Raw genomic sequence first — 22,767 nt, 5'->3', positions numbered from 1 at the left:
TTTGTAATCCTCCATTTGCCCCCATGGCATTTTTATTTGTCATCTTCAAAATTTATACTTATTCCACTTTCCTTTATAATATCCAGTATAATTCCTGCTGTTTCCTCAATAGCTTTTTTTGAAACATCTATAACTGGACAACCTACTTTTTTCATTACCATATCTGAATATTCAAGTTCTTGAAGTATTCTATCCATCGTAGCATAACTTGCACTACTTGATAGGCCCAGAGTTTTTAATCTTTCTTGTCTTATAACATTTAACTTCTCTGGTGCATTTGTAAGTCCTATTATTTTCTTATGAGGAATTTCATAAACTTCTTTAGGCACAGGTATTTCTGGAACTAAAGGTACATTGGCAACTTTTATATTTTTATTAGCTAAATACATACTAAGAGGTGTTTTAGATGTTCTAGATATACCAAGTAAGACTATATCGGCCTTTAGAATTCCTCTAGGATCTTTTCCATCATCGTATTTTACTGCAAATTCTATTGCCTCAACCCTTTTAAAGTATGCTTCGTCTAGTTTTCTAATAACCCCTGGCTCCCTTTTAGGTTGTAAATTTGTAATATTTGATATTGCCTTTATTAGAGGCGTCATCAAATCTACACAGTTAATTTCGCCTACCCTACAATTTTCCTCTAAGTAAGAAGTAAGTTCTATATCTACTAACGTATAAACTACTATAGCTTTTTCTCTTTTTGCTTCATCTAATATTTCTTTTATGTATTCTACATCTGTAACATAAGGAAACCTTCTTATTTCGTATTTTCCATCTAAATCAAACTGCGATGCAACTGCTTTTGTAACCTGTTGAGCGGTTTCACCTACTGAGTCTGATATTACATAAACAACTAAATTATCCATAATTTCCTCCCTACCTAGTTGCTTGCTAGTTCTACAAGTAGTTTAGTTATATTTGTTTTAGAGATTCTTCCTATAATTTTTGTTATTTCTATGCCATTTTCACTTACAGTTTCTATTACGGGAAGTGAATCGATCTCATGTTCTATTATCTTTTTACTTGCTACAATTACATTGTCTTCTGGTTTTGCAGTTACAACATTAGGCATTCTAGTCATAATAAGTCCTACAGGTATTTTATTTATATCACTTCCACCTATAGTATTTTTTAATAAGTCTTTTCTAGAAACCACACCACATAATTCATTTTTTTCATCTGTTATAAATATTGTTCCCACATCTGATAAAAACATAGAAACTATAACATCGTATACTGTTGTATCTTTTTTTACCACTATAGGTAAACTCATTATATCTTTAACTTTTTTATCAGTTAATTTTTTATTTAAAAGATTGTTTTCATTTATCCCCGAATAAAAATACCCTACTTTAGGTCTTGCATCTAATATTCCCGTCATAGTAAGTATTGCAAGGTCAGATCTTAATGTTGCTCTAGTTACACTTAATATTGATGCTATATGCTCACTAGTTATGGGTTCATTTTCTTTCACTATTTCTATTATCTTTTGTTGGCGTTGATTAAGCTGAATGATAATCACCCTCTTTTCATATATGCTACACTAATTATTATTTTTTCTTTATATAGTATATTATATATCTATATAGTATATTCTGTAAATATTTTTTTGATAGATTATATAAATAAAAGCCGAGGATAATCCCCGGCTTAAATTTATGATATTATTTGTAAACTATTTTTGATAAATCACATATTGTAAGCATGGTATCATATATTTGTCTAAGTAATGCTAATCTATTGTTTTTTATATCTTCATCTTTATCCATTATCATTACAGAGTCAAACATGCTATCAACTGGCTGCTTTAATGTAGCAAATTCATCAAGTGCTTTTGAATAATCCTTATTGCAAATATATTCTAAAACATTAGTTCTAACAGCTATAAATTTATTGTATAAATCTATTTCTGATATTTCTTTTAATAAAGATTTATCTACATTAGAATGTTCTGATTTTTGAGCTAATGTTGCAACTCTGTTAAATGCAGTTAACATTTCAACTAATTCATCTTTATTTAACCAATTATTTAATTGCCCAGCCCTTATATACATATCAGATATATCATCTATCTGTGCACTAAGTACTGCATCTACAACATCATATCTTATTCCTAAATCTTTAAACATATTTTTAATTCTATCTTTAAAGAATTCAATTATTTCATTAGATACTGTATCTTTATTTATATTTAAGAATTCATAGTTATTAAGAGAATAGTTTATCAAACTTCTTAAGCTAACATTTATATTTTTATCCATTAATATATTTATTATACCTAAAGCTTGACGTCTAAGTGCATAAGGATCGTGTGATCCAGTTGGCTGTATTCCTATAGCAAAGAATCCTGCTATTGAATCTAGTTTATCAGATATTGATAATACTATACCTAAATTAGTTTGAGGTAAAATATCTCCAGCAAATCTTGGTAAATAATGTTCAAATATAGCTTCACTTACATTGCTATTTTCATTAGATAACTTTGAATATTCTCTTCCCATTACACCTTGAAGTTCTGTAAATTCAAATACCATAGAAGTTACTAAATCTGCTTTACAAATCTTTGAAGCTCTTGATGTATTAGATAAATCTTCTTTATAACCTAATTCATTTAGTATATCTTTAGATAAATTTTCTATTCTTACAGTTTTATCGTAAATTGTTCCAAGTTTATCTTGGAATACAACAGTCTTTAGCTTTTCTACATATGACTCTAATGGCTTTTTAGTGTCTTCTCTATAGAAGAATAAGGCATCTGCAAGTCTAGCTTCTAACACTCTTTCGTTACCTTTTTTGACATTTTCTATAGCATGACTATCACCATTTCTAACGGCTATAAAATTAGGAAGAAGTTGTCCATCTTTTTCCACAGGGAAATATCTTTGATGTTGTTTCATAGGAGTTATTATAACTTCTTTAGGTAGTTTTAAGTAATCATTATTAAATTCTCCATAGAAAGCAGTTGGATATTCAACTAGATAATTAACTTCTTCTAGCAAATCTTCATCAAATACAAGTTCTCCACCTAATGATTTAGCAACATCAATACATTGATTTTTTATAATACTAGCTCTTTCAACATGATCTAATATCACATAATTTTCTTTTAACTTTGATAGATAGTCTTCTAGTGAATTAACTTCAAATTCTGTCTTACCTAAGAATCTATGTCCTTTTGTTATATTAGAGGATTTTATTCCTTCTAATTCAAAGTTTAATACCTTATCATTATAAAGAGATACTATCCATCTTATAGGTCTTGCAAATCTTAAACTTTTTCCTCCCCAACGCATAGCTTTAGGAAAGTTTATAGATTTAATTACCTCTGGAAGTATTCTTTCTAAAACTTCTTGAGTGTAGTTACCTTCTTGTCTTATTTTAGCAAATACATATTCATCTTTTCCTACAGTTTTAAAGTATAGATCATTAATATCTACACATTTACTTTTCATAAACCCTTGAAGAGGTTTTGTAGGATTGTTATCACCATCAAAGGCAATTTTTTTAGCAGGTCCTTTTAATTCTTCTTCTAAATCACTTTGTTTATCTGCTATATCTTCAATTATTAAAGCTAGTCTTCTAGGTGTAGCATATGTCTTTAAATTTCCAAAATTAACCCTATTTTCTCCTAGAAGTTTTTTTATTGAAGTTTCTAGTTGCCCAAGTGATGAATTTATAAATCTTGAAGGTAGTTCTTCAACTCCTATTTCAAATAAAAGGTATTTATTCAATTTTTTCACCTTCCTTTAAAAGAGGTAATTCCATTTCTCTTCTTTGATTAACGTAAGTTTCAGCTACTTTTCTAGCCATATTTCTAACTCTAGATATGAAAGAAGCCCTTTGACTAACTCCAATTGCTCCCCTTGCATCTAGTACATTAAATGTGTGTGAACATTTTAAAACATAATCGTAAGATGGTATTACAAGACTTCTATCCATAAGTCTTAAAGCTTCTTTTTCATAAATATCAAATAAATTAAATAACATATCTGTATCAGCTTCTTCAAAGCTATATACTGAGTTTTCGTACTCAGCTTTTTTAAATATATCACCATATTTTATATTATCATTCCACTGTAGATCATAAACATTTTCCACATCTTGAATATACATAGCTAGTCTTTCAAGACCATATGTTATTTCTCCTGATTCTAGTTCACAGTCTATACTACCTACTTGTTGAAAATATGTAAATTGAGTTATTTCCATACCATCTAACCATACTTCCCATCCAAGACCCCAAGCACCTAAAGTTGTAGATTCCCAGTTATCTTCAACAAATCTTATATCATGTTCTTCTGGAATTACACCTATAGCTCTTAAGCTTTCTAAATATAGCTCTTGAATATTATCAGGAGATGGTTTTAATATAACTTGAAATTGATGATGTTGATATAATCTGTTAGGGTTTTCACCATATCTAGCATCAGCTGGTCTTCTAGATGGCTCAACATAACATACTTTCCATGGCTCTGGTCCTAATGATCTCAAAAATGTATTTGGATTCATAGTACCTGCACCTTTTTCTGTATCGTAAGGTTGCATAATGATACAGTTTTGCTTAGACCAATAGTTTTGCAAAGTAAGTATCATATTTTGAAAGTTCATATACTTCCCTCCTATTATTTATGTAAAAAATATAGCCTCTCGTTTACACGAAAGGCCCTTAATTGATGATTTCTAACTTTTAGGTTAACAAAATATGCATAATTTGTCAAGTAAGTTGTATTATTCCATTATTACATCGTTATTATCTGTACTTTCTTTTTCTACACTTACTGTTACAGTAGCATTTTCTTTATTAGTATTAGCAGTAGCATTGGCAGTAGTTGTTGTAGTCGTTGTAGTTGTATATGACTCTTTCATTAAATCTTCTGTTACATCTTTGCTATCTGTAGTACAATTTTTTGGGTTCATCATATTTTTTAAGAAGTTTATTTTTTCTTCTGTTAATTCTCCTAAATCTAGTATTACTTCTTCATTTTCCTTAGTAATCTTAACGTTATATTTAGTAAGCATAGCAGCTGATAATCCTAATACAGTAGCCATAGGCCCTAAAACTAATGCTGCAGCTCCAACTGTTATAGGTAAGTTTATAACTTTATCTCCGTCTTTTTCTATAACTACTCTTACAACGTTTCCTTTTTTAATCATATCTTTTATATTACTCATCATTTCACTATTCATATTGCCCATATTTTCAAACATTGAATGTAGATCTATATTCTTTTTATTACTTTTATTTTCTAGATATACTATCGCCTCTATTACATCTCCATTAGTAGCAAGTAATGCTTCTTTTGCATCAGCATATGATACTGCTGGCATTCTATGTAGGACCTGGTCTATTTGTTCTAGTGTTATATTATTCATATTTACCACTCCTTGGCTTATTATTATTTATAATTATATATTATCCATATTTTGTAATAAATATAACGATTTTAAATTTAAATTATCTAGATAGTTTTGCATATACATTCTTAATATTTTTTCTAGTTCATTAGTTATATATTTAGATACTTTTGCTTTATTGCAAGTTAGTATATCATTATTCAATATATATTCCATAAGTTTTATAGTAGTTTGATCTATTTTTAAATTTTCTTCAAATTTATTTTGACAATTACTACATAATACTCCACCTTCATATATGTTAAACATTCCATTTTGTAAATTTGCAGTCTTACAATTTGCACATTTATTTACTATTGGTTTGTATCCTATATATTCTAAAAACTTTAGTTCAAAAGCACGGGTTATATATTTATAATCTATATCTAACGTAGAATATAAATACAATGTTTGAGCTAATAGTATAAATAATCTATTATTTGTTTGATTTTCAAATATAGAATCTTCAACTAATTTAGTTATATAAGTTGCATAAGAAAAGGCTTCAATATTATATGATATATTGTAAAAACTTTTTATTATATCAGTTTGACTTACCTTATACATTGTACCGTATTTTCTCAAGGTATAGTTTGAATAAGATAGTGGTTGTGACGTTGCAAGTAATGAACTTTTGTTTCTTTTAGCTCCTTTTGCAAGTACAGATACTTTTCCAAGTTTTCTTGTGAATACTGTAAGTATTAAATCATTTTCTTTATATTTCGAAGCTCTTAAAACTATCCCCTGGGTGTTGATTATCATCATAATTACTACTTATCTCCCTTATATCTTCATTTGTGACTATGGAGCTAGTGTATTCTTTTATATATAAATACGCTTCTATACTTCCTGTCTTTTTAAAAACTTCCCAACACATATTGTTCATTTTTAAAAACCCCCTTCTTACGGTTATATTATAGTTTTAGTAAGAAGAGGGAAAATAATTCATGTTATTTTTATACAATTTTTGACAACAGAGTATTTACAACTATAAAATAAACTGTAATTCCTGTTATATCAAGTGTTGTAGATATAAGAGGAGCTGATACTATAGATGGGTCAACATCTAATTTTTTAAATATTACTGGAACTAGTGCACCTATAATAGCACTAACTATCATATTAAATACAAGTGATAAAGATACTATAAAAGATATACTTAAACTTTTTATCCAAATGTACGTAGTTATAAATATTATTAAGCTACAAGTTATACCGGTTAAAGCTCCTGTAGCTCCTTCAACTAGAATATTTCTAATTTGCCCATCTTTAGAAGAAAGTGCTCTAACAGTAAGTGCAGATGCTTGTGTTCCTATATTTCCACCCATACCTAATATAAGTGGAATGAAAAACACTAAGAATATATATTCTTGATTTAAAATAATATCTAACTTTGAAAAAACCATAGTTGAAAGAAACCCACCAAATAAAGTTACTATAAGCCAAGGAAGTCTGGCTTTTACAGATCCTATTGCTTGAACTGATGGTCTATCTTCTTCAGTATTTTCACTTTCATATTCCGATGTTCCAGCAAATTTATACATATCTTCAGTTGCTTCTTCTTCCATTACGTCTATAACATCATCTACTGTTATTATTCCCCTTAACTTCTCGTTAGAATCCGTTACAGGAATAGCCAGTAAATCGTATTTAGACACTAATTTTACAACTTCTTCTTGATCATCATCTAGATACACAGATATAATGTTTTCACTCATTATATTTTCTAATATATTAGATGGTCTTGATGTTATAAGCTCTCTTAAAGATAATACTCCAACTAATTTATCTTGTTGGTCAACTACGTATATATAGTATATTGTTTCAGCGCCTGGAGCATTTTCTCTCATATACTCTATGGCTTCACCTACAGTCATGTCTTTTCTTACAGCCATAACATCAGTTGTCATTATTCCTCCAGCTGAGTCTTCTTTATATACCAAAAGTTCTTTTAAGTCTTTTGCATCTTCATGATTTAATAAATCTATTATTTCTTCTCTTTTTTCTTCTCCTAATTCCCCCAATATATCAGCCATATCATCTAGTGACATAAGTTCTAATATACCCTTTTTATGCTCTAAACTTATCTTCGATAAAATAAAATCAAAAAGTTGAGAATCTGCTTCATCTAATATAGTGGCAGCTAAGTTAATAGGCAGTATCTCAAATAACATTAACTGCCTATTTTCATCTAACATCTCTATTATTTCTGCTACATCTTTTGGATGATATTCTTCTAGTAATTCTGTAACTTCTAATATTTTATTGTTGTCTATTAAGTTTATAACATCATCTAATAGTTTCTTGGACACCTCTTCATTCTTATCCATAAAACCCACCTTTACTTATTTATCTGTATATCCAAAATTATTTATAGAATTTTGTAAATTTCTCCAATTTTCTTTTACCTTAACCCACACTTGTAAATTAACTTTAGATCCTAAAAGTCTCTCTATATCTTCTCTAGCAGATTTTCCTATTCCTTTTAGTTTTCTTCCATTCTTACCTATTATTATACCCTTATGTGAGTCTCTTTCACAATATATAATTGCATTTACATCTATTATGTCCTTTTCATCTCTAGATTTTATCTGCTCTATTTCAACTGCAACTCCATGTGGAACTTCATCATGTACGAAGTGAAGCACCTTTTCTCTAATAAGTTCTGCAATTAATACTCTTTCAGGTTGGTCCGTAATCATATGGTCTGGGAAGTATTTAGGACCTTCTTCTATATATTTTCTTATAACCTTTAGTAATGTATCTATATTTTTTTCTTTTATAGCTGATATAGGAACTATATCGGCAAATACATTTTCATTATGATACTTTTGCATCAGTACTAATAATTCTTCTTTTTCCAACTTATCTATTTTGTTTATTACTAATACAACAGGAGATTTTACATTTCTTAAATCTTCTATTATTCTTCTATCTCCAGGTCCTATTGTTTTTGATTCATCTACAACAAATAAAACAACATCTACATTTCTAAATGCCTCTGATGCAGCTTTTACCATATACTCTCCTAATACATTTTTAGGTTTGTGAATTCCTGGAGTATCTAAAAATACTATTTGAGAATTTTTATCTGTATAAACTGCTTGAATTGTATTCCTAGTTGTCTGAGGTTTATCGCTCATTATGGCTATTTTTTCACCTATCATACTATTCATAAGTGTAGATTTTCCTACATTTGGTCTTCCTACTATACTAGCAAATCCTGATTTAAACATATTGTCACTCCTTATTTTAATCTTATCTAAAGTCTGATGATTCGAATGAATGGGGAAGTAAGTCTTCTATAGTAAACTCTTTTATATCTCCATCCGATACACCTAATATTATTCTTATATCTTTTCCAAATTCGGCTACTACCTGTCTGCATATTCCACATGGAAATGTGGCTAATCCTTTTTTAGAATTATCGCTAGCAACTGCTATAGCATCAAATTCTCTTTCTCCTTCTGATATAGCCTTAAATATTGCCGTTCTTTCAGCGCAATTTGTTCCACCATATGAGGCGCATTCTACATTACATCCTGTGTATACTTTCCCTGATTTTGTAAGGAGTGCTGCTCCAACATGAAAGTTAGAATAAGGAACGTATGCTTTACTTACAGTTTCCTCTGCTATTTTTAACAGCTCTTTATTATCCATTAAAAAACCTCCTAATTATTTTGAAACCTTATTATTTATATTTATGAGTACTAATCATTATACCAAAACAACACAAAAGTGGGAATATATATATTATCCCCACTTTCTAAAATAAACTTAATTGGAATACTAAAATAGTTACTAAAACTCCTAAGAGAGCACCTGCCACAGTCTCCCAAAAGGTATGTATTTTTCCTTCTATCCGGCTTTGGGCAACTAAGACTGCCATAATATAGGTAAGTGTTGATGCCACTACCTTTTCTGTAATAAATGTAACTGCAGTCGCAATTGCAAATGCAAGTGCAGCATGGCCACTTGGCATACCTCCTTGAAGAGGAGTTCCTGTATCAGTCAACGCTTTTACCACTACAACTGCAATTAATACCATAACTATACATATTACAGTTACGTGTAATTCTGATTTTCTTATAGTGTAGAAAAGCGAATGAGACAAATCATTTATTTTATCGAAAAATAGTATGTATCCTACAACTACTGAATTTAAAGTAGCTATTAAAACAGCACCAGCAGCAACATCTTTGGCTATCTTTGCCAAAGGATGGTATTCATCTGTTATTATATCTACTGCCTTTTCTACTGCTGTATTAAACATCTCAGAAATTACAACTAAACTTATGGCGAATAAAAGCAATAACATTTCTTGCTTTGTAAAATCGAAAAACAAACTAGCTATAAGAACTAAAACTGCAACTAAATAGTGAACTTTCATATTTCTTTCATGTTTAAATGTATATATTACACCATCTATTGCGCAGTTAAAAGCTTTCATTAAACTTTGACGTTTTTTTCCTTGTTTCATTATACTTACTCCCTTATAATACCAAGCTTATTTAAAACAGCCTCCTCTTTTTTTCTCATTTCTTTGGTGTTTTCATCATTATCATGATCATACCCCATTAAATGAAACATACTATGGCAAACTAAAAAGCATACTTCTCGCTCAAAGCTATGTTTGTATTCTTCACTTTGCTCTAAAGCCTTTTCTAAAGATATAACAATATCTCCTAATATTTTTTCTTCAACATCTATGTCAAAATCAAATTCATCATCTATAAGAGGAAAAGATAATACATCAGTAGGTCTATCTACTGATCTATATTGTTTATTTAAGCTGTGTATTTCTTCATTATCCACAAATGATAAACTAACTTCATATTCTTCATCATATTCTTCATATCTTAAACATTCTAACACAACTTCTTCCATTTGTTTTATAAGTTCATTAGATATATTAATTTTATTTTGTCTATTATCTATTATAAGTTCCATATATCCACCTTCTTTACCTTTTGTTAGTATTTTTTCCTCTAAATTTATTTTCTATATTATTTTCGATATTTTTAGGTTTTTCATGTTTTTCATATGCTGCTATTATTCTTTGTACAAGTTCATGTCTTACAACGTCTCTTTGAGTTAAAGTAATAATTCCTATTCCTTGAACATCTTTTAATATGTTAGATGCATGTATAAGCCCTGACTTTTTATTTGATGGTAAATCTGTTTGAGTTAAGTCACCTGTTACTACAGCCTTTGATCCAAATCCAAGTCTAGTCAAAAACATTTTCATTTGTTCAGGAGTTGTATTTTGTGCCTCATCTAATATTATAAATGCATTATCTAGAGTTCTACCTCTCATAAATGCTAATGGTGCTACTTCTATTAGTCCCCTTTCTAAGTATTTAGCAAATTTATCTCCACCTAATATTTCAAATAAACTATCATATAAAGGTCTTAAATAAGGATCTACCTTATCTTTTAAATCTCCAGGTAAAAATCCTAGACTTTCTCCTGCTTCAACAGCTGGACGAGTAAGTATTATTCTACTTACTTCATCTTTTTTAAAAGCTCTAACAGCCATAGCAACAGCTAGATATGTTTTACCTGTACCTGCAGGACCTATACCAAATGTTATATCGTTATTTCTTATTTTATTTATATATTCCTTTTGGCCTAATGTCTTTGGTTGTATTGTCTTTCCTTTTTCAGTCATGATTATTACATCATCTAATTCTTGCATTTTATGCTCAGTTCCTTCAAACAAAAGACCTATAGCATAAGATATATTTTGTTTATTTAGTGAATTGCCTTTTCTAACTATTTTATATAACTCATCCATTAATTTAAGTGCTGCGTCTACATTTTCTTCTTCGCCTAATAAAATTATATTTCCTTCTCTTAATAATACATCTATATTTAGATTGTTTTCTATTAATTTTATATTTTCATCAAAATTTCCAAATAGTTCTCTTTCAAAATTTTGATCTTCAATTTCTATTTTCTTTTGTATTATCAATCTAAGTTCCTCCTTAGTTTTTATTGATTATCTTGTTTATTATCTTTTTGACTATCTTCTGAATTATCTAAGTTCATATTATTTCTTGGATCATTAATAGGCATTTTTTGAGGATTTCTAGGTTGTGGTTGAATCTCATTTTGTTTTGCTTCTTGCTCTTTTAATATTTGTTCTGCTTCAGATTTATTTAATGGCTGAATTTGTGCTATATTTTCTGAAGTTTCTACTGTAACTATATATTCTAAAATATCTTTCTTTATATTGTAGTCATGTTTTACATCTACTATTCTAGCATCAAGAGGTATTATATATTCTAATTCTTTTAATGCCTTTTGTTTTAAGTTTTCTTTTATTTCATCTGGGTTTTTTTTAACTGATTTTAAATTAACATCATAAAATGTACTTACTTTTATTTGAACAGGAAATGTATAATCTCCTATTGATACTTTGTAATTTTCGTTTTCTATAGTATAATTTTTATAGTCTATATTTCTTCTTATACTATATTCTTTGTCATAAATACCTATAGTATATACTCTTTTTTTATTTCCTGTTTTAACTTTCTCATCTTCTATGTATTTCGCATTTTGTTTTGATTCATAAAAGGTTTTAGCCCAAACCTCTGGTACAGCATTTGTACTTCCTGCTGATATTAGTAAGTTTCCTTTTTGAACTATATCTCCTTTGCTAACTATGGGATTTCCACTTCTTGGAATTACCTTTTCTATTATACCATTTTTTTCTGCTATTATATTACAATAATTAGTATCGATATTTTGTTTTAGACTCTCTGCCTTTTTAGTTATAGTAACAAAAACATTAGTACCTTTTATATTTATAGAAACATAAGCAACATCTTCAAATTTACTCATTATATGATCTCTTATTTGTTTTCTATCTATTTTCTCTTTATAAACCCCAGGTTTTAGCCCAAAACCATATAACTCTTTTCTTATAGCGTATTTATCTATTCCTTCTGGCGCTTGAATATATATATCAGTTACAAACAAGGATGTAGATATTAATAATAATAGTGATATTATAGCTCCTATCCACAGCGTTTTTCTTTTATATATTCTCTTCATTATAAACGGAAGACCAGATGCTCTTTTTATTTTCACATCAAAATTTGAACTTCTATATATTTTAGTAAGTTTTCTTAAATCCTTTCTGTATATGCTTAGCTCTACTTTTGTATTTGATATTCTATTCACATTATAAACATATACCCCGTTTCTTATAAGGTGATTTATAAATGTTTCTACATTTAATCCCTCGATACTTACTAGACAATACCCTTTTATAAAACTTATCAATGGTATCTCCCCCTAATTACTATACTCTATCCCGTGTATTATACCTTTTATTCCTAATTCTGCATCTGTTATATATTTTAGACTTAGCTTATCACCTAATATCTTTATTACATTAGACTTTGTTTTTACTCTTATAATATTTGTATCATATTCAAGTATTGATATATAGTTTTCTATACATACAAATCTATTTCCTACAAGTGTTACAGTAGGTTGATTAACTTGTAAATCGCTCGGCAATTCAATCATATACATAACCCCCTTAATATATTCTATGAGTATTTATATTTAAAATTACCTTTAATTGTTACTCATTATTTATATTTATTTTTTATAAATTTTATGTTTTTAAATAAAAAATGTTTATATTTCTTTTTCCTTGGGAATATATATATTGTGTTAGTTAATAAATAACAAAAAAAATTAAGGGGGTAATTCCTATGATAAAAGATTTAATACAAAGTGGCGATTGGAAAGGTGAAAAACACGTTCCTGTTATACATGCTCCAGAAACTGTTAAACCTTCAGAAGAATTTGAAGTAAGGGTTTCAATAGGAGATGAAATACGTCATCCAAATACAATAGAACATCATATAAATTGGATAAAACTATACTATAAAGCATACGACGAAAAATTCCCTGTTGAATTAGCTTCTTTTAACTTCTCTGCTCATGGAGAGTACGATAAGTTTACTAATCCTTTAGGCGTAACTAAAGTTGTAGTAAGTAAACCTGGTATTTTATATGCACTAAGCTATTGCAATATACACGGTTTATGGGAGAATAGTAAGGAATTAATAGTTGAAGAAAAATAACAAAAACGAGCGCGTTTTTTAACTAAAAACACGCTCGTTTTATTTTGAAAAAATAAATTATAATATATTACACAGTTTACAAATATTGTTCATTAGTATTTTTAAATATTTAGTAATGCTTTTGAAATTTCATCAAATCTTTCATCAGATATACCAAGTTTCTTCTTAAATATTTCATCTTCCATTCTTGCAATAATTATCTTGTTAGGAGATATTTCCTTAATAATATTTTTTATCTTCTGAATTGATTCTTCATCATCGTTATATCCCTTGATAATTGTTACTTCTAATATAAATTTTCCTTTATACTGTTTATTAAATGAAATCATATTTGAAATATATTCTTCTAATGTGTATCCTTCAATTGGTCTTTGAATTTTTTGAAAATCTTTTTCTGTTATTGCTTTTATCTCTCCAATAACTTCATCACATACATTGGCTACTTTTATAGATTCATCTTTACCCAGTAAATATCCATTAGAAAGCAATCTTACAGGTACCCCTTTGCCCTTTATAAGTTCAATAACATCACAAACTTTATCATTTACTAGGGCTTCCCCTTTTGAGTTAATAAAAACTAGTTCTGCTTTATTATCTTCTATCATACTTTCTAGTTCTTTTAATGAGTTCTCCATCTCATCAAAGGACTGAGGTGTATCTACTTTATTATGTGACCTTCCAATAGGACAAAATATACAATCAAAGTTACAATACTTTTCAGGAAGTATGTTCACTTCTAGTACCCTTTTGCCATCCTCAACATAAATATCTTTGTAACTGAAACCACCCATAACTTTACCTCCTAAATTAATTTATTGATATTTCCTTGTTATTAATATCTAAAATTGAAATTTTACATGTTCCACCTAAATTCTCTTGAACTGTTTTTGCCAAGTCATTTAAAGCATTCTCAAATTCTTCAAATCTACTTTCGTCTACTAATTCGATACATAAAAAGGCACTTTTTGTATTTTCTGTAAGCATTGTTCTCACTGCTTCACGCCAATTCCAACATCTACAAATTGCTCCACCATTATCTTTATAAACTATTTCTCCTTCATATGGTGGAGAGTTTTCATCTGTTCCTAATGGAATAAATTCTTCATCTCCAATTGCTCTAGTCAATTTAATATCTCCTATAAATTTATCTATATCTTCACCACCACAAGGAAGTGCATATTTTAGTGAAATAGAATTGTAGATATCCACTAAGGGGTTAATAGTTCCTATATGATTTCCATTATTCACTCGCTTTAGTAATGCCTCAATAGATGACCTTGCACCTTTTTTAGTTTTAAATTCTTTGAATACTTCTCTCCATACTTTAATTACTTGGTTATTGCTAAATTCTGCATCCTTTAGGTGCTTTAGCGCTTCTTCTTCTCCCTGCAAAATCATTTCCTTATATTCTTCTTTATCTTTTATAGTGTTATCTATGCTATTACAAATAACAACTCCAATCTTTGCACTAGGAAACAGGTTCCAAAACTCATCTTCAATAACAAACTTTTTCATTAGAATACCTCCTCAATTTTAAAATATGTAAAAATAAAAAAGCCTATAGAAATATTATTAAATATCTCCCAGGCTTTTATCCTTCCGTGTACACAGTTAACTGTGCGTTTTCTCTTGGACCTGACCATTATAAAATGCGGAACCCTAGAAAACTAAACTATATGTTTTTATAATTTATATAAATGGATTTTAGCATAATATAACATTTAAAACAATACAATATTTTTTTTAAGTGTATTATACAAACATGACTTTGATACATCTATATGTAATTTATGTTAATTATTATATATTCACTCACCTGATTAAACATTTATAATAGAAAGGCTTTTTTTGTTTTTTTTATTATATAATATATAATGTTATATAATTTATTTTGGAGGAAGTTTACATGATTGAACAGTTGATATTTTTATGTATTGCAGGATTCTTGGCTGCTTTTATTGATGCTATAGCCGGAGGCGGTGGTATTATAAGTTTGCCTGCTCTTATGATAAGTGGTGTATCTCCACATTACGCACTTGGAACTAATAAATTTGCATCTTCTACTGGGTCATTTACAAGTGCTCTTAGATACATAAAATCTGGAGCTACTAATAATGACTTATTAAAAAAACTTATACCCTTTACTATATTAGGCTCTATATTAGGAGTTAAAACTGTACTTAATATAAATGAAAACATACTAAATATATTAGTTTTGGTATTAATACTAGCTGTTGGAATTTATACTATTAGATCTAAGTCACTAGGTGCAGAAAATACATTTGAAGGTCTTAATGATAAAAACATAAAACTTGGTATTATCCTTGCATTTTCTCTTGGATTTTATGATGGATTTTTTGGTCCTGGTACAGGTACCTTTTTAATGTTTGGACTAATAAAAATATATGGCTTTGATTTTTTAAATTCATCTGGCAACACTAAGGTTTTAAATTTTGTAAGCAACATAACATCTCTTATTCTTTTTGCTATAAATGGTCAGATACTGTATAAAATAGGTATCCCTTTCGCTATATCTATGATATTAGGAGCTCAGCTTGGTTCTAGGCTTGCTATATCAAAAGGAGTTAAACTTATAAAGCCTATATTTATAAGTATGTCTTTAGGGGTTGCAATTAAAATGTTATATCAAATAATTTAAAGCCTTGGGTAATATCCAAGGCTTTTTAACATGAGTGAAACGAATTTTTACTATTTATTTTTCTTAAATAGATTAACAACTTTATTCAATTTAGTTTTTTCCAAAATATTATTTAATTGTATCTTATTTAGTCTCTTTGATAATTCATCTTTATATTTTAGTGCTATATCGGTTTGATAGTTATTGCTTAATTCTTCTAATAAAACTTTTATATTTTCAACAGAATCTAAATCTGCAGCAGCATACATTTGTCGTATGCTCTTTTCTTCTTGTTTTTTGAGTATTTCATTATTTAATTTTGCCTTATAATTTGATAAAACACTAGTTTTAAAATCTGATTCTTCTATTTTTCTTTTTAGTTCTATTAATTCATTTTCTCCTAATAGTTCAAAGTTTTTAAACATAAAATCAAGCTTTTCTTTTTCTTGTATTACTAAATTAGCTTCTTCTCTACTTTCAAATAACACACCATTTACAGTTCTTTTTTCTATATCTATCTCACTTAGCCTTGTATCTATTTTAGATATATATTTAGGAACTATATTACTTATAAATTTATCACTAGATATGACTTCTTTTAAATCTATTAATTGATCTTCATTAAATTTATAAAACTCATCAAACATAAAATCTAATTTTATTTTTTCACCTCTAGCTAAATTTGCTTCTTCTTTAGTCTCAAATACTATATCATCAACAGTTCTAGATTGTAAATTGAATTCTTCTAATATTCTTTTTAATTCACCTATTACTGTATGTTCCTTTATTCCAATAAACTCTATTTTATTTTGTATTTGTTTAAGAGCTTCTATGGTATCTTCTTCATTTTCTAACTTAATATCGTGATAAATCTCATATATATAAGATACTTTGTATTTATCCAAATTTATATCAAAATAATTTGCTATATTTTCTATTTCTAGATTTTCATCTCCATAATTATCTATAATATACTCATAATATTTAGATCTATAAGGATTTAAGTTTATTATTTCTCCTAAGAGATTTATTTTTTTATAATAATCAAAATCACCTAATTCTAAATTATTAAATATTCCTAACGCCCTTTTTGCATTTTCATAATTTGGAACATCATATACATGAGCATCTAATCTATTATTAATAATTTCTATTAAATAAAATTGCATTCTATATACATATTCAAATATGGTCAAGCTCATGCCATCTAATACTATATTAAAGTTAAGTCCTTTAGGTCTTTGGTATTTAAATATATCTATATAATATAAATCTCCATATTTATGTCTTAGTTCTTTATCATCAGAATCATAGTCACTTAAAAATTGTTCTATATCTATATCGTATATACCATGAGATATAAGAATTTTTATACATTCCTTAGCAACTGGTTGCGCTATCTTTTTTACTTGGCTAAATGTTTTAAATAGTCCTATTTTCTCATCTAAGTGTTGATTTTCAAATTCGCTAGATAAATCATAAGCAAGATATATAAATTTTTTTCTTAATTCATTATAGTTTCGTCTATTTTCACTTATATTTAACTTAGTATTCATAAAAGCATATTCCATAATTATCCCCCCATATTTTCTAATAATTAAAAGTAAGCCCTCTTTTTTATAACAAGAAGGCTTGATTTCTACTTATTTAACATCCACACATAGTAATTCAATACACCCGCGTATGTCAGCCATAATAAATACGGTATATTTAAGTATGCAGTTTTCTTATTTATTTTATTAAACTTTAAATTCATTATTATCACAACTACTATAAGTAATAGTAAGTCAATAAGTGCAGTAAGTCTTAGCCCTAGTCCAAAGAACAATATAGACCATATAAAATTTAAAAATAACTGTAGATTATAGTAAAATAAAGAATCTCTTACAGGTATCCTATCATATCCTAATTTCCATATTTTATATGCCGCTATACCCATTAATATGTATAAAATAGTCCAAACTATAGGAAATACTAAGGCTGGAGGTGCAAAAGTCGGCTTTATTAAGTCTGAATACATTGCTACATTAGTTATTTTACCTATTATTATAGATAACATATAACTTGTTGCCCCTACTAATAAAGGTATTAATATACTTATTAGAAAATTTCTTACATCTCTAACTGATATAATCAATTTTTTCACCTTCTTTCAATATCCTTTTATTTATAAATATGAAATATGAGATATGGTTATGATTAAAAAATTAATTTGTCCCATATAAAAATTCGCTTCACTCAAAAACATAAAAAAGCCTAGAGTATACTCTAGGCTTTTAATCTATTATAAGTTTTTTTTAACTAATTCATTTATAAGTTTTCCATCAGCTCTTCCCTTTACTTTAGGTCTTACAGCTGACATGACTTTACCCATATCTTTTGACGAAGTTGCTCCTACTTCAGCTATAGTTTCTTTCACTATTGCTTCTAGCTCTTCTTCACTTAGTTGCTGAGGTAAGTACTCTTTTAAAACTTCGATTTCAGCTTCTATCTGTTGTACTAAATCATCTCTTCCTGCTTTTTGGAATTCAGCTAAAGAATCTCTTCCTTGCTTTAACTGTTTAGCTATAACATCTATTACTTGATCATCATTAAGCTCTACTCTATTATCAACTTCATATTGCTTAATAGCAGATCTTATAAGAGTTACAACAGACTTTCTAACTGTATCTTTGTTTTTCATAGCAAGTTTTAAATCATCTTGTAATCTTGATTTAAGGGACATGCTGTTTCACCTCTTATCTTAATTATTTCTTAGCGTTTTTTCTTCTAGCAGCTTCAGCTTTCTTTTTTCTCTTAACACTTGGCTTATCGTAATGTTCTCTTTTTCTTACTTCTGACATTATGCCTGACATTGCACATGAACGCTTAAATCTTCTTAAGGCGCTGTCCAAAGTTTCATTTTCTCTTACTCTTACTTCTGACATTCCTTTTTCCCTCCCTCCGATACCGCAATTATGCTGGGACTGTAACTACGACTATAACTAGGTTTATTACTTACAACCTCACACCTTGTTTATTATAAACTAAAATTTAATTTTTCGCAACCCTTTTTAATTTGGAAGGAATTGGTTTAATTTTTTGCCTGCAAGTATGTGGAAATGTATGTGTTTTACTTCTTGACATCCATCATCCCCACAGTTGTTTATTATTCTGAATCCAGTTTTATCAAATCCATTTTGTTGAGATAAAGTTTTTATAACCTTGTGCATATGAGAAACAATATCCATTTCTTCATCTGGAATATCTATTATTGATTCATAGTGTTTTTTTGGTATAACTAACATATGTACTGGAGCAACAGGATTTATGTCATTAAAAGCAATAACTTTATCATCTTCATAAACTTTTGTAGATGGAATTTCTCCATTAATTATTTTGCAAAATATACAATTTTCCAATGCTACACCCCCTATCCTACATCTTCTTTAAATTTATTATTTCTACGTATTATTCTAAATTTCCTTCTATATATTCATCTTTTACTTTTGTAATTTTAACATTTAATATTTTTCCTTCTATATCACAATTACTTTCAACTACTACTCTTATATAGTTAGAAGTTAATCCTTCATAATGTTTCTCATCTATTTTTTGTTCAAACAATACAGGTAATGTCTTATCAATAAATTTTGACGAGAACTTTTCAAAATTTGACTTAGAAAGACTTAGTAGTTTTTCACTTCTCAGTTGTTTTATTTGAGGATCTATCTGATTTTCCATAGTAGCAGCTGGAGTCCCTTTTCTAGGAGAATATTTAAATACATGCATTTGTGAAAGCTCTATTTCCTTTAAAAATTCATAAGTAGCTTGGAATTCCTCATCAGTTTCTCCTGGAAATCCTACTATTATGTCAGTTGTTATTGCAACATCAGGAATAAATTTTCTCAATTTTTCAACTATATCTTTATACTCTTTTGTTTTATATTTTCTATTCATTCTTTTTAATGTTTCATCACATCCACTTTGTAGTGATAGATGATAATGTGGACATACTTTGGGCATCGATGCCATTTCAGCTATAAATTCATCAGTCATTAAAAGTGGCTCAACTGAACTTAATCTTATTCTTTCTATTCCTTCTATTTTATTTATTTCTTTTATAACATTTAATATTGTTAAGTTTTGTTCCTTTAAATCTCTTCCATATGACGCAACATGTATCCCTGTTAAAACTACTTCTTTATATCCATTATCTGCAAGTTCCTTTACTTCGTTTACTATGTTTTCTATTTGTCTACTTCTAATAGGTCCTCTTGCGAAAGGAATTATACAATATGAACAAAATCTATCGCATCCTTCTTGAATTTTGAGAAATGCCCTAGTTCTTCCATGTGTTTCTGTTATTTGCATTTCTTCAAATTGACGAACCTTCATTATATCATCAACTGTACTTAATTTATCTTTTACAGTTATATTTTCTATAACTTCAACTATTTTATTTCTATCATTAGTACCCATAACTACATTTACTTCTTCTATATCTATTATCTCCTCTGGAGATACTTGAGAGTAACATCCAACAACAGCTATTATAGAATCTGGGTTTGTCCTTTTTACCCTTCTTATATACTGACGTGATTTTCTGTCACTCATATGTGTAACTGTACACGTATTTATTACATAAACATCAGCATATTCTTCGCTACCTACTACATCATAATTTGCCTTTTTAAATAATTCAGACATAGCTTCTGTTTCATATTGATTTACTTTACATCCTAAGGTGTAAAAAGCTACTTTTTTCAATTTTACTCATCTCCTCCTAAATCGCTTAACTCATATAATACTATAGAAGCTGCTACAAGAGATGCAGTTTCTGTTCTCAATATTCTAGGACCTAATGTTACAGATACTCCGTCATTGCTTTCTATATCTTGTATTTCTTCTTCTTCAAAGCCCCCTTCTGGGCCTACAAAAATTCCTATACTATCTATATTCAAACCCTTAATTGCTTGTTTAATAGATTTTGTATTTTCTCTTTCATAAGGCACTATGTTCATGTCATTATTTTTCATATGTTTTAGTGATTCATCAAATGTAAGAACATTAGATAATTTAGGTATCACTCCTCTTTTACTCTGTTTTGATGCCTCGTATATAATTCTTTCCCATCTATCTAACTTTTTATCTTCTTTTTTATCGTCAATTTTAGATACACTTCTTTTAGTAATAACAGGAATTATTTCATAAGCTCCAATTTCAGTTAACTTTTGAAGTATAATTTCCATTTTTGAGCCTTTAGGTAATCCTTGGTACACTCTAACCTTTAGTGGAGACTCTCTGTTAATTTCAACCTTTTCTATTATAGATAAGGTTACTTCATTTTTATCAATATCATTTATTTCGCATATATATTCATTATTTTCATTGTCGCAAACTTCTATTTCTTGTCCAATTTTATATCTTAAAACTTTTGATATGTGCTTTACATCTTCACCTTTTATTAAGCACGATTTTTCATCTAAATTTATATCTTCTTTTTGTACAAAAAACCTATCCAAAATATCACCTACTTAGCTTTTTTAGATACTATTGCCGACCATTCACCTTGAGTTCTTACATCTATTATTTCAAATCCATCTTCTACTAAAGAACTTTTTACTTCTTCTATTTTGTCTAGTATTATACCAGATGATATAAATACTCCGTCTTCTTTTAAGGAGCCTTTAACATCTTTAGCTAGTATTTTAATTATATCTGCCATTATATTTGCAACTACTATGTCGGCTTTATCAGAGACAACATCCATTAAATTTCCATATTTTATTTCTACTATATCAGAAACATTATTTTCCTCTACATTTTCTTTTGAAACCTTAACAGCAACTTCATCTAAATCTACACCTATAACTTTTTGTGATCCAAGTTTTGCTGCAGCTATAGATAATATACCACTTCCACACCCTATATCAAATACTACGCTACTAGGCTTTACATACTTTTCTAATTCTACTATACACATACTAGTAGTTTCATGTGTACCCGTACCAAATGCCATTCCTGGATCAAGTTCTATTACTATATCGCCTTCACTTTTTTCGTATTCTTCCCAAGTTGGCTTTACAACTATTTTTTCTCCAATTTTAGCAGGTTTGTAGTACGCCTTCCATGAATGTGCCCAGTCATTTTCATCCACTTCTATAAGGCTGACGCTACCTTCACCTATATTTATCCCGTATTCCTTTAGCATTCCCATTTTTTGTGTTATTTCTTCTATAGATGCTATTACATTTTTCTCTTCTGATAAATAAGCTTTTATAATAACTCCTTCATATCCGCTTTTTTTGTATAAATCTTCATCTACATAATCCCATGATAATGCATCTTGTTTTTCAAACAAAAAATCTTTTGGGTCTTCTATTGCAACTCCTCCAACTCCTTGTTCATATAATATACTAGTTACAGCTTCAACAGCTTCAGTCGTAGTTTTAATAGTTATTTCAAGCCATTTCATAAGCAATCCATCCTTCATCTTATATTTTTCGTTTTTCCCATAACTTTTATTATACCAAATATTATTATAAAAAAACATATGTAGTTAACTTTAGTATTTAATATTATTATTCACTTTTAAATTATACAATTATACATAAATGAAACCCTAGGCTATTTAGTCTAGGGTTT

At 28.5% G+C, this 22,767-nt stretch carries 27 protein-coding genes and 1 riboswitch; of the genes, 2 read left to right on the top strand and 25 right to left on the bottom strand.

Features of this window, described 5'->3' with window-relative positions:
* Window positions 1-32: 32 nt before the first annotated feature.
* The 15 genes from ACUSRV_RS07155 to ACUSRV_RS07085 all read right to left on the bottom strand — a co-directional run bounded on the left by ACUSRV_RS07155 (window position 33) and on the right by ACUSRV_RS07085 (window position 12,936).
* Window positions 33-869 (bottom strand): pyruvate, water dikinase regulatory protein, encoded by an 837-nt coding sequence (locus tag ACUSRV_RS07155; RefSeq protein WP_490141245.1) that lies wholly within the window; start codon window positions 867-869, stop codon window positions 33-35.
* A gap of 14 nt (window positions 870-883) precedes the next feature.
* Window positions 884-1,525 (bottom strand): transcriptional regulator CcpN, encoded by a 642-nt coding sequence (gene ccpN / locus ACUSRV_RS07150; RefSeq protein WP_490141244.1) that lies wholly within the window; start codon window positions 1,523-1,525, stop codon window positions 884-886.
* Between the two features lie 142 nt (window positions 1,526-1,667).
* Window positions 1,668-3,734 (bottom strand): glycine--tRNA ligase subunit beta, encoded by a 2,067-nt coding sequence (gene glyS, locus ACUSRV_RS07145; RefSeq protein ID WP_490141243.1) that lies wholly within the window; start codon window positions 3,732-3,734, stop codon window positions 1,668-1,670.
* A complete protein-coding gene (gene glyQ, locus ACUSRV_RS07140; RefSeq protein ID WP_490141242.1) occupies window positions 3,727-4,611 on the bottom strand; it encodes a glycine--tRNA ligase subunit alpha in 885 nt (294 codons plus the stop codon). Before glyQ ends, glyS begins: the two co-directional genes overlap by 8 nt.
* Before the next feature lie 120 nt (window positions 4,612-4,731).
* The gene (locus ACUSRV_RS07135; protein WP_490141241.1) at window positions 4,732-5,376 is read right to left on the bottom strand and encodes a DUF4342 domain-containing protein; all 645 of its coding nucleotides are present in this window, start codon (window positions 5,374-5,376) and stop codon (window positions 4,732-4,734) included.
* A gap of 33 nt (window positions 5,377-5,409) precedes the next feature.
* Window positions 5,410-6,162, bottom strand: a complete 753-nt coding sequence (gene recO, locus ACUSRV_RS07130) for a DNA repair protein RecO (protein ID WP_490141240.1) — start codon at window positions 6,160-6,162, stop codon at window positions 5,410-5,412.
* Complete coding sequence (locus tag ACUSRV_RS07125; RefSeq protein WP_490141239.1) at window positions 6,113-6,283, bottom strand: YqzL family protein; 171 nt, start codon at window positions 6,281-6,283, stop codon at window positions 6,113-6,115. The genes recO and ACUSRV_RS07125 overlap by 50 nt, the downstream gene beginning before the upstream one ends.
* Before the next feature lie 70 nt (window positions 6,284-6,353).
* Window positions 6,354-7,727 (bottom strand): magnesium transporter, encoded by a 1,374-nt coding sequence (mgtE, locus tag ACUSRV_RS07120; protein WP_490141238.1) that lies wholly within the window; start codon window positions 7,725-7,727, stop codon window positions 6,354-6,356.
* Window positions 7,728-7,742: 15 nt separating this feature from the next.
* Window positions 7,743-8,633: a GTPase Era gene (gene era / locus ACUSRV_RS07115; RefSeq protein ID WP_490141237.1), complete on the bottom strand. Its 891-nt coding sequence runs from the start codon at window positions 8,631-8,633 to the stop codon at window positions 7,743-7,745.
* Between the two features lie 22 nt (window positions 8,634-8,655).
* Complete coding sequence (cdd, locus tag ACUSRV_RS07110; RefSeq protein WP_490141236.1) at window positions 8,656-9,057, bottom strand: cytidine deaminase; 402 nt, start codon at window positions 9,055-9,057, stop codon at window positions 8,656-8,658.
* 106 nt (window positions 9,058-9,163) lie between these two features.
* Window positions 9,164-9,877 carry a diacylglycerol kinase gene (locus tag ACUSRV_RS07105; RefSeq protein WP_490141235.1) on the bottom strand — a complete coding sequence of 238 codons (714 nt, stop codon included), beginning with the start codon at window positions 9,875-9,877 and terminating at the stop codon, window positions 9,164-9,166.
* A gap of 5 nt (window positions 9,878-9,882) precedes the next feature.
* Window positions 9,883-10,347 (bottom strand): rRNA maturation RNase YbeY, encoded by a 465-nt coding sequence (gene ybeY, locus ACUSRV_RS07100; RefSeq protein ID WP_490141234.1) that lies wholly within the window; start codon window positions 10,345-10,347, stop codon window positions 9,883-9,885.
* Between the two features lie 13 nt (window positions 10,348-10,360).
* The gene (locus ACUSRV_RS07095) at window positions 10,361-11,371 is read right to left on the bottom strand and encodes a PhoH family protein (RefSeq protein ID WP_490141233.1); all 1,011 of its coding nucleotides are present in this window, start codon (window positions 11,369-11,371) and stop codon (window positions 10,361-10,363) included.
* A 20-nt stretch (window positions 11,372-11,391) separates the two neighbouring features.
* A complete protein-coding gene (gene yqfD, locus ACUSRV_RS07090; protein ID WP_490141232.1) occupies window positions 11,392-12,687 on the bottom strand; it encodes a sporulation protein YqfD in 1,296 nt (431 codons plus the stop codon).
* 12 nt (window positions 12,688-12,699) lie between these two features.
* Entirely contained in the window at window positions 12,700-12,936 is a 237-nt protein-coding gene (locus ACUSRV_RS07085; RefSeq protein WP_490141231.1) for a YabP/YqfC family sporulation protein, read from the bottom strand.
* A 191-nt stretch (window positions 12,937-13,127) separates the two neighbouring features.
* Between ACUSRV_RS07085 and ACUSRV_RS07080 the strand changes: the two genes are divergently transcribed.
* On the top strand, window positions 13,128-13,502 hold the full coding sequence (locus ACUSRV_RS07080) for a class II SORL domain-containing protein (protein ID WP_490141230.1): 375 nt from the start codon (window positions 13,128-13,130) through the stop codon (window positions 13,500-13,502).
* Window positions 13,503-13,603: 101 nt separating this feature from the next.
* On the opposite strand, the gene ACUSRV_RS07075 is transcribed toward ACUSRV_RS07080, so the two are convergent.
* Entirely contained in the window at window positions 13,604-14,293 is a 690-nt protein-coding gene (locus tag ACUSRV_RS07075; protein WP_490141229.1) for a radical SAM protein, read from the bottom strand.
* 16 nt (window positions 14,294-14,309) lie between these two features.
* Window positions 14,310-15,017 carry a B3/B4 domain-containing protein gene (locus ACUSRV_RS07070; RefSeq protein WP_490141228.1) on the bottom strand — a complete coding sequence of 236 codons (708 nt, stop codon included), beginning with the start codon at window positions 15,015-15,017 and terminating at the stop codon, window positions 14,310-14,312.
* A 63-nt stretch (window positions 15,018-15,080) separates the two neighbouring features.
* A riboswitch (guanidine-I (ykkC/yxkD leader) is annotated at window positions 15,081-15,176 on the bottom strand.
* Between the two features lie 232 nt (window positions 15,177-15,408).
* On the opposite strand from ACUSRV_RS07070, the gene ACUSRV_RS07065 reads away from it, so the two are divergent.
* The gene (locus ACUSRV_RS07065; RefSeq protein ID WP_490141227.1) at window positions 15,409-16,161 is read left to right on the top strand and encodes a TSUP family transporter; all 753 of its coding nucleotides are present in this window, start codon (window positions 15,409-15,411) and stop codon (window positions 16,159-16,161) included.
* Between the two features lie 50 nt (window positions 16,162-16,211).
* On the opposite strand, the gene ACUSRV_RS07060 is transcribed toward ACUSRV_RS07065, so the two are convergent.
* The 8 genes from ACUSRV_RS07060 to prmA form a co-directional block, all read right to left on the bottom strand.
* Entirely contained in the window at window positions 16,212-17,711 is a 1,500-nt protein-coding gene (locus tag ACUSRV_RS07060; protein ID WP_490141226.1) for a hypothetical protein, read from the bottom strand.
* A 68-nt stretch (window positions 17,712-17,779) separates the two neighbouring features.
* Window positions 17,780-18,286 carry a TspO/MBR family protein gene (locus ACUSRV_RS07055; protein ID WP_490141225.1) on the bottom strand — a complete coding sequence of 169 codons (507 nt, stop codon included), beginning with the start codon at window positions 18,284-18,286 and terminating at the stop codon, window positions 17,780-17,782.
* A gap of 138 nt (window positions 18,287-18,424) precedes the next feature.
* Window positions 18,425-18,865 (bottom strand): GatB/YqeY domain-containing protein, encoded by a 441-nt coding sequence (locus tag ACUSRV_RS07050; RefSeq protein WP_490141224.1) that lies wholly within the window; start codon window positions 18,863-18,865, stop codon window positions 18,425-18,427.
* Between the two features lie 22 nt (window positions 18,866-18,887).
* Window positions 18,888-19,067 (bottom strand): 30S ribosomal protein S21, encoded by a 180-nt coding sequence (gene rpsU / locus ACUSRV_RS07045; protein ID WP_490141223.1) that lies wholly within the window; start codon window positions 19,065-19,067, stop codon window positions 18,888-18,890.
* A 126-nt stretch (window positions 19,068-19,193) separates the two neighbouring features.
* Entirely contained in the window at window positions 19,194-19,541 is a 348-nt protein-coding gene (locus ACUSRV_RS07040; RefSeq protein WP_490141222.1) for a histidine triad nucleotide-binding protein, read from the bottom strand.
* A gap of 49 nt (window positions 19,542-19,590) precedes the next feature.
* A complete protein-coding gene (mtaB, locus tag ACUSRV_RS07035) occupies window positions 19,591-20,889 on the bottom strand; it encodes a tRNA (N(6)-L-threonylcarbamoyladenosine(37)-C(2))-methylthiotransferase MtaB (protein ID WP_490141221.1) in 1,299 nt (432 codons plus the stop codon).
* 2 nt (window positions 20,890-20,891) lie between these two features.
* Window positions 20,892-21,644: an RsmE family RNA methyltransferase gene (locus ACUSRV_RS07030; RefSeq protein WP_490141220.1), complete on the bottom strand. Its 753-nt coding sequence runs from the start codon at window positions 21,642-21,644 to the stop codon at window positions 20,892-20,894.
* Window positions 21,645-21,652: 8 nt separating this feature from the next.
* Window positions 21,653-22,597: a 50S ribosomal protein L11 methyltransferase gene (gene prmA / locus ACUSRV_RS07025; RefSeq protein ID WP_490141219.1), complete on the bottom strand. Its 945-nt coding sequence runs from the start codon at window positions 22,595-22,597 to the stop codon at window positions 21,653-21,655.
* Between the last annotated feature and the right edge of the window lie 170 nt (window positions 22,598-22,767).

Source organism: Sporacetigenium sp. TC11 (genome assembly GCF_058146105.1).
Note: the sequence above shows the minus strand (reverse complement) of the source record. Positions and strands in the feature narration are given on the sequence as shown.

Excerpts from the sequence above, each read along its gene's own strand:
- ACUSRV_RS07155 (WP_490141245.1), bottom strand. The coding sequence starts at position 869 with ATGGATAATTTAGTTGTTTATGTAATATCAGACTCAGTAGGTGAAACC.
- mgtE (WP_490141238.1), bottom strand. The coding sequence starts at position 7,727 with ATGGATAAGAATGAAGAGGTGTCCAAGAAACTATTAGATGATGTTATA.
- ACUSRV_RS07125 (WP_490141239.1), bottom strand. The coding sequence starts at position 6,283 with ATGAACAATATGTGTTGGGAAGTTTTTAAAAAGACAGGAAGTATAGAA.
- era (WP_490141237.1), bottom strand. The coding sequence starts at position 8,633 with ATGTTTAAATCAGGATTTGCTAGTATAGTAGGAAGACCAAATGTAGGA.
- ACUSRV_RS07050 (WP_490141224.1), bottom strand. The coding sequence starts at position 18,865 with ATGTCCCTTAAATCAAGATTACAAGATGATTTAAAACTTGCTATGAAA.
- ACUSRV_RS07080 (WP_490141230.1), top strand. The coding sequence starts at position 13,128 with ATGATAAAAGATTTAATACAAAGTGGCGATTGGAAAGGTGAAAAACAC.
- recO (WP_490141240.1), bottom strand. The coding sequence starts at position 6,162 with ATGATGATAATCAACACCCAGGGGATAGTTTTAAGAGCTTCGAAATAT.
- ACUSRV_RS07065 (WP_490141227.1), top strand. The coding sequence starts at position 15,409 with ATGATTGAACAGTTGATATTTTTATGTATTGCAGGATTCTTGGCTGCT.
- prmA (WP_490141219.1), bottom strand. The coding sequence starts at position 22,597 with ATGAAATGGCTTGAAATAACTATTAAAACTACGACTGAAGCTGTTGAA.
- ybeY (WP_490141234.1), bottom strand. The coding sequence starts at position 10,347 with ATGGAACTTATAATAGATAATAGACAAAATAAAATTAATATATCTAAT.
- cdd (WP_490141236.1), bottom strand. The coding sequence starts at position 9,057 with ATGGATAATAAAGAGCTGTTAAAAATAGCAGAGGAAACTGTAAGTAAA.
- ACUSRV_RS07085 (WP_490141231.1), bottom strand. The coding sequence starts at position 12,936 with ATGATTGAATTGCCGAGCGATTTACAAGTTAATCAACCTACTGTAACA.
- ACUSRV_RS07060 (WP_490141226.1), bottom strand. The coding sequence starts at position 17,711 with ATGGAATATGCTTTTATGAATACTAAGTTAAATATAAGTGAAAATAGA.
- ACUSRV_RS07105 (WP_490141235.1), bottom strand. The coding sequence starts at position 9,877 with ATGAAACAAGGAAAAAAACGTCAAAGTTTAATGAAAGCTTTTAACTGC.
- ACUSRV_RS07135 (WP_490141241.1), bottom strand. The coding sequence starts at position 5,376 with ATGAATAATATAACACTAGAACAAATAGACCAGGTCCTACATAGAATG.
- ACUSRV_RS07070 (WP_490141228.1), bottom strand. The coding sequence starts at position 15,017 with ATGAAAAAGTTTGTTATTGAAGATGAGTTTTGGAACCTGTTTCCTAGT.
- ACUSRV_RS07075 (WP_490141229.1), bottom strand. The coding sequence starts at position 14,293 with ATGGGTGGTTTCAGTTACAAAGATATTTATGTTGAGGATGGCAAAAGG.
- rpsU (WP_490141223.1), bottom strand. The coding sequence starts at position 19,067 with ATGTCAGAAGTAAGAGTAAGAGAAAATGAAACTTTGGACAGCGCCTTA.
- glyQ (WP_490141242.1), bottom strand. The coding sequence starts at position 4,611 with ATGAACTTTCAAAATATGATACTTACTTTGCAAAACTATTGGTCTAAG.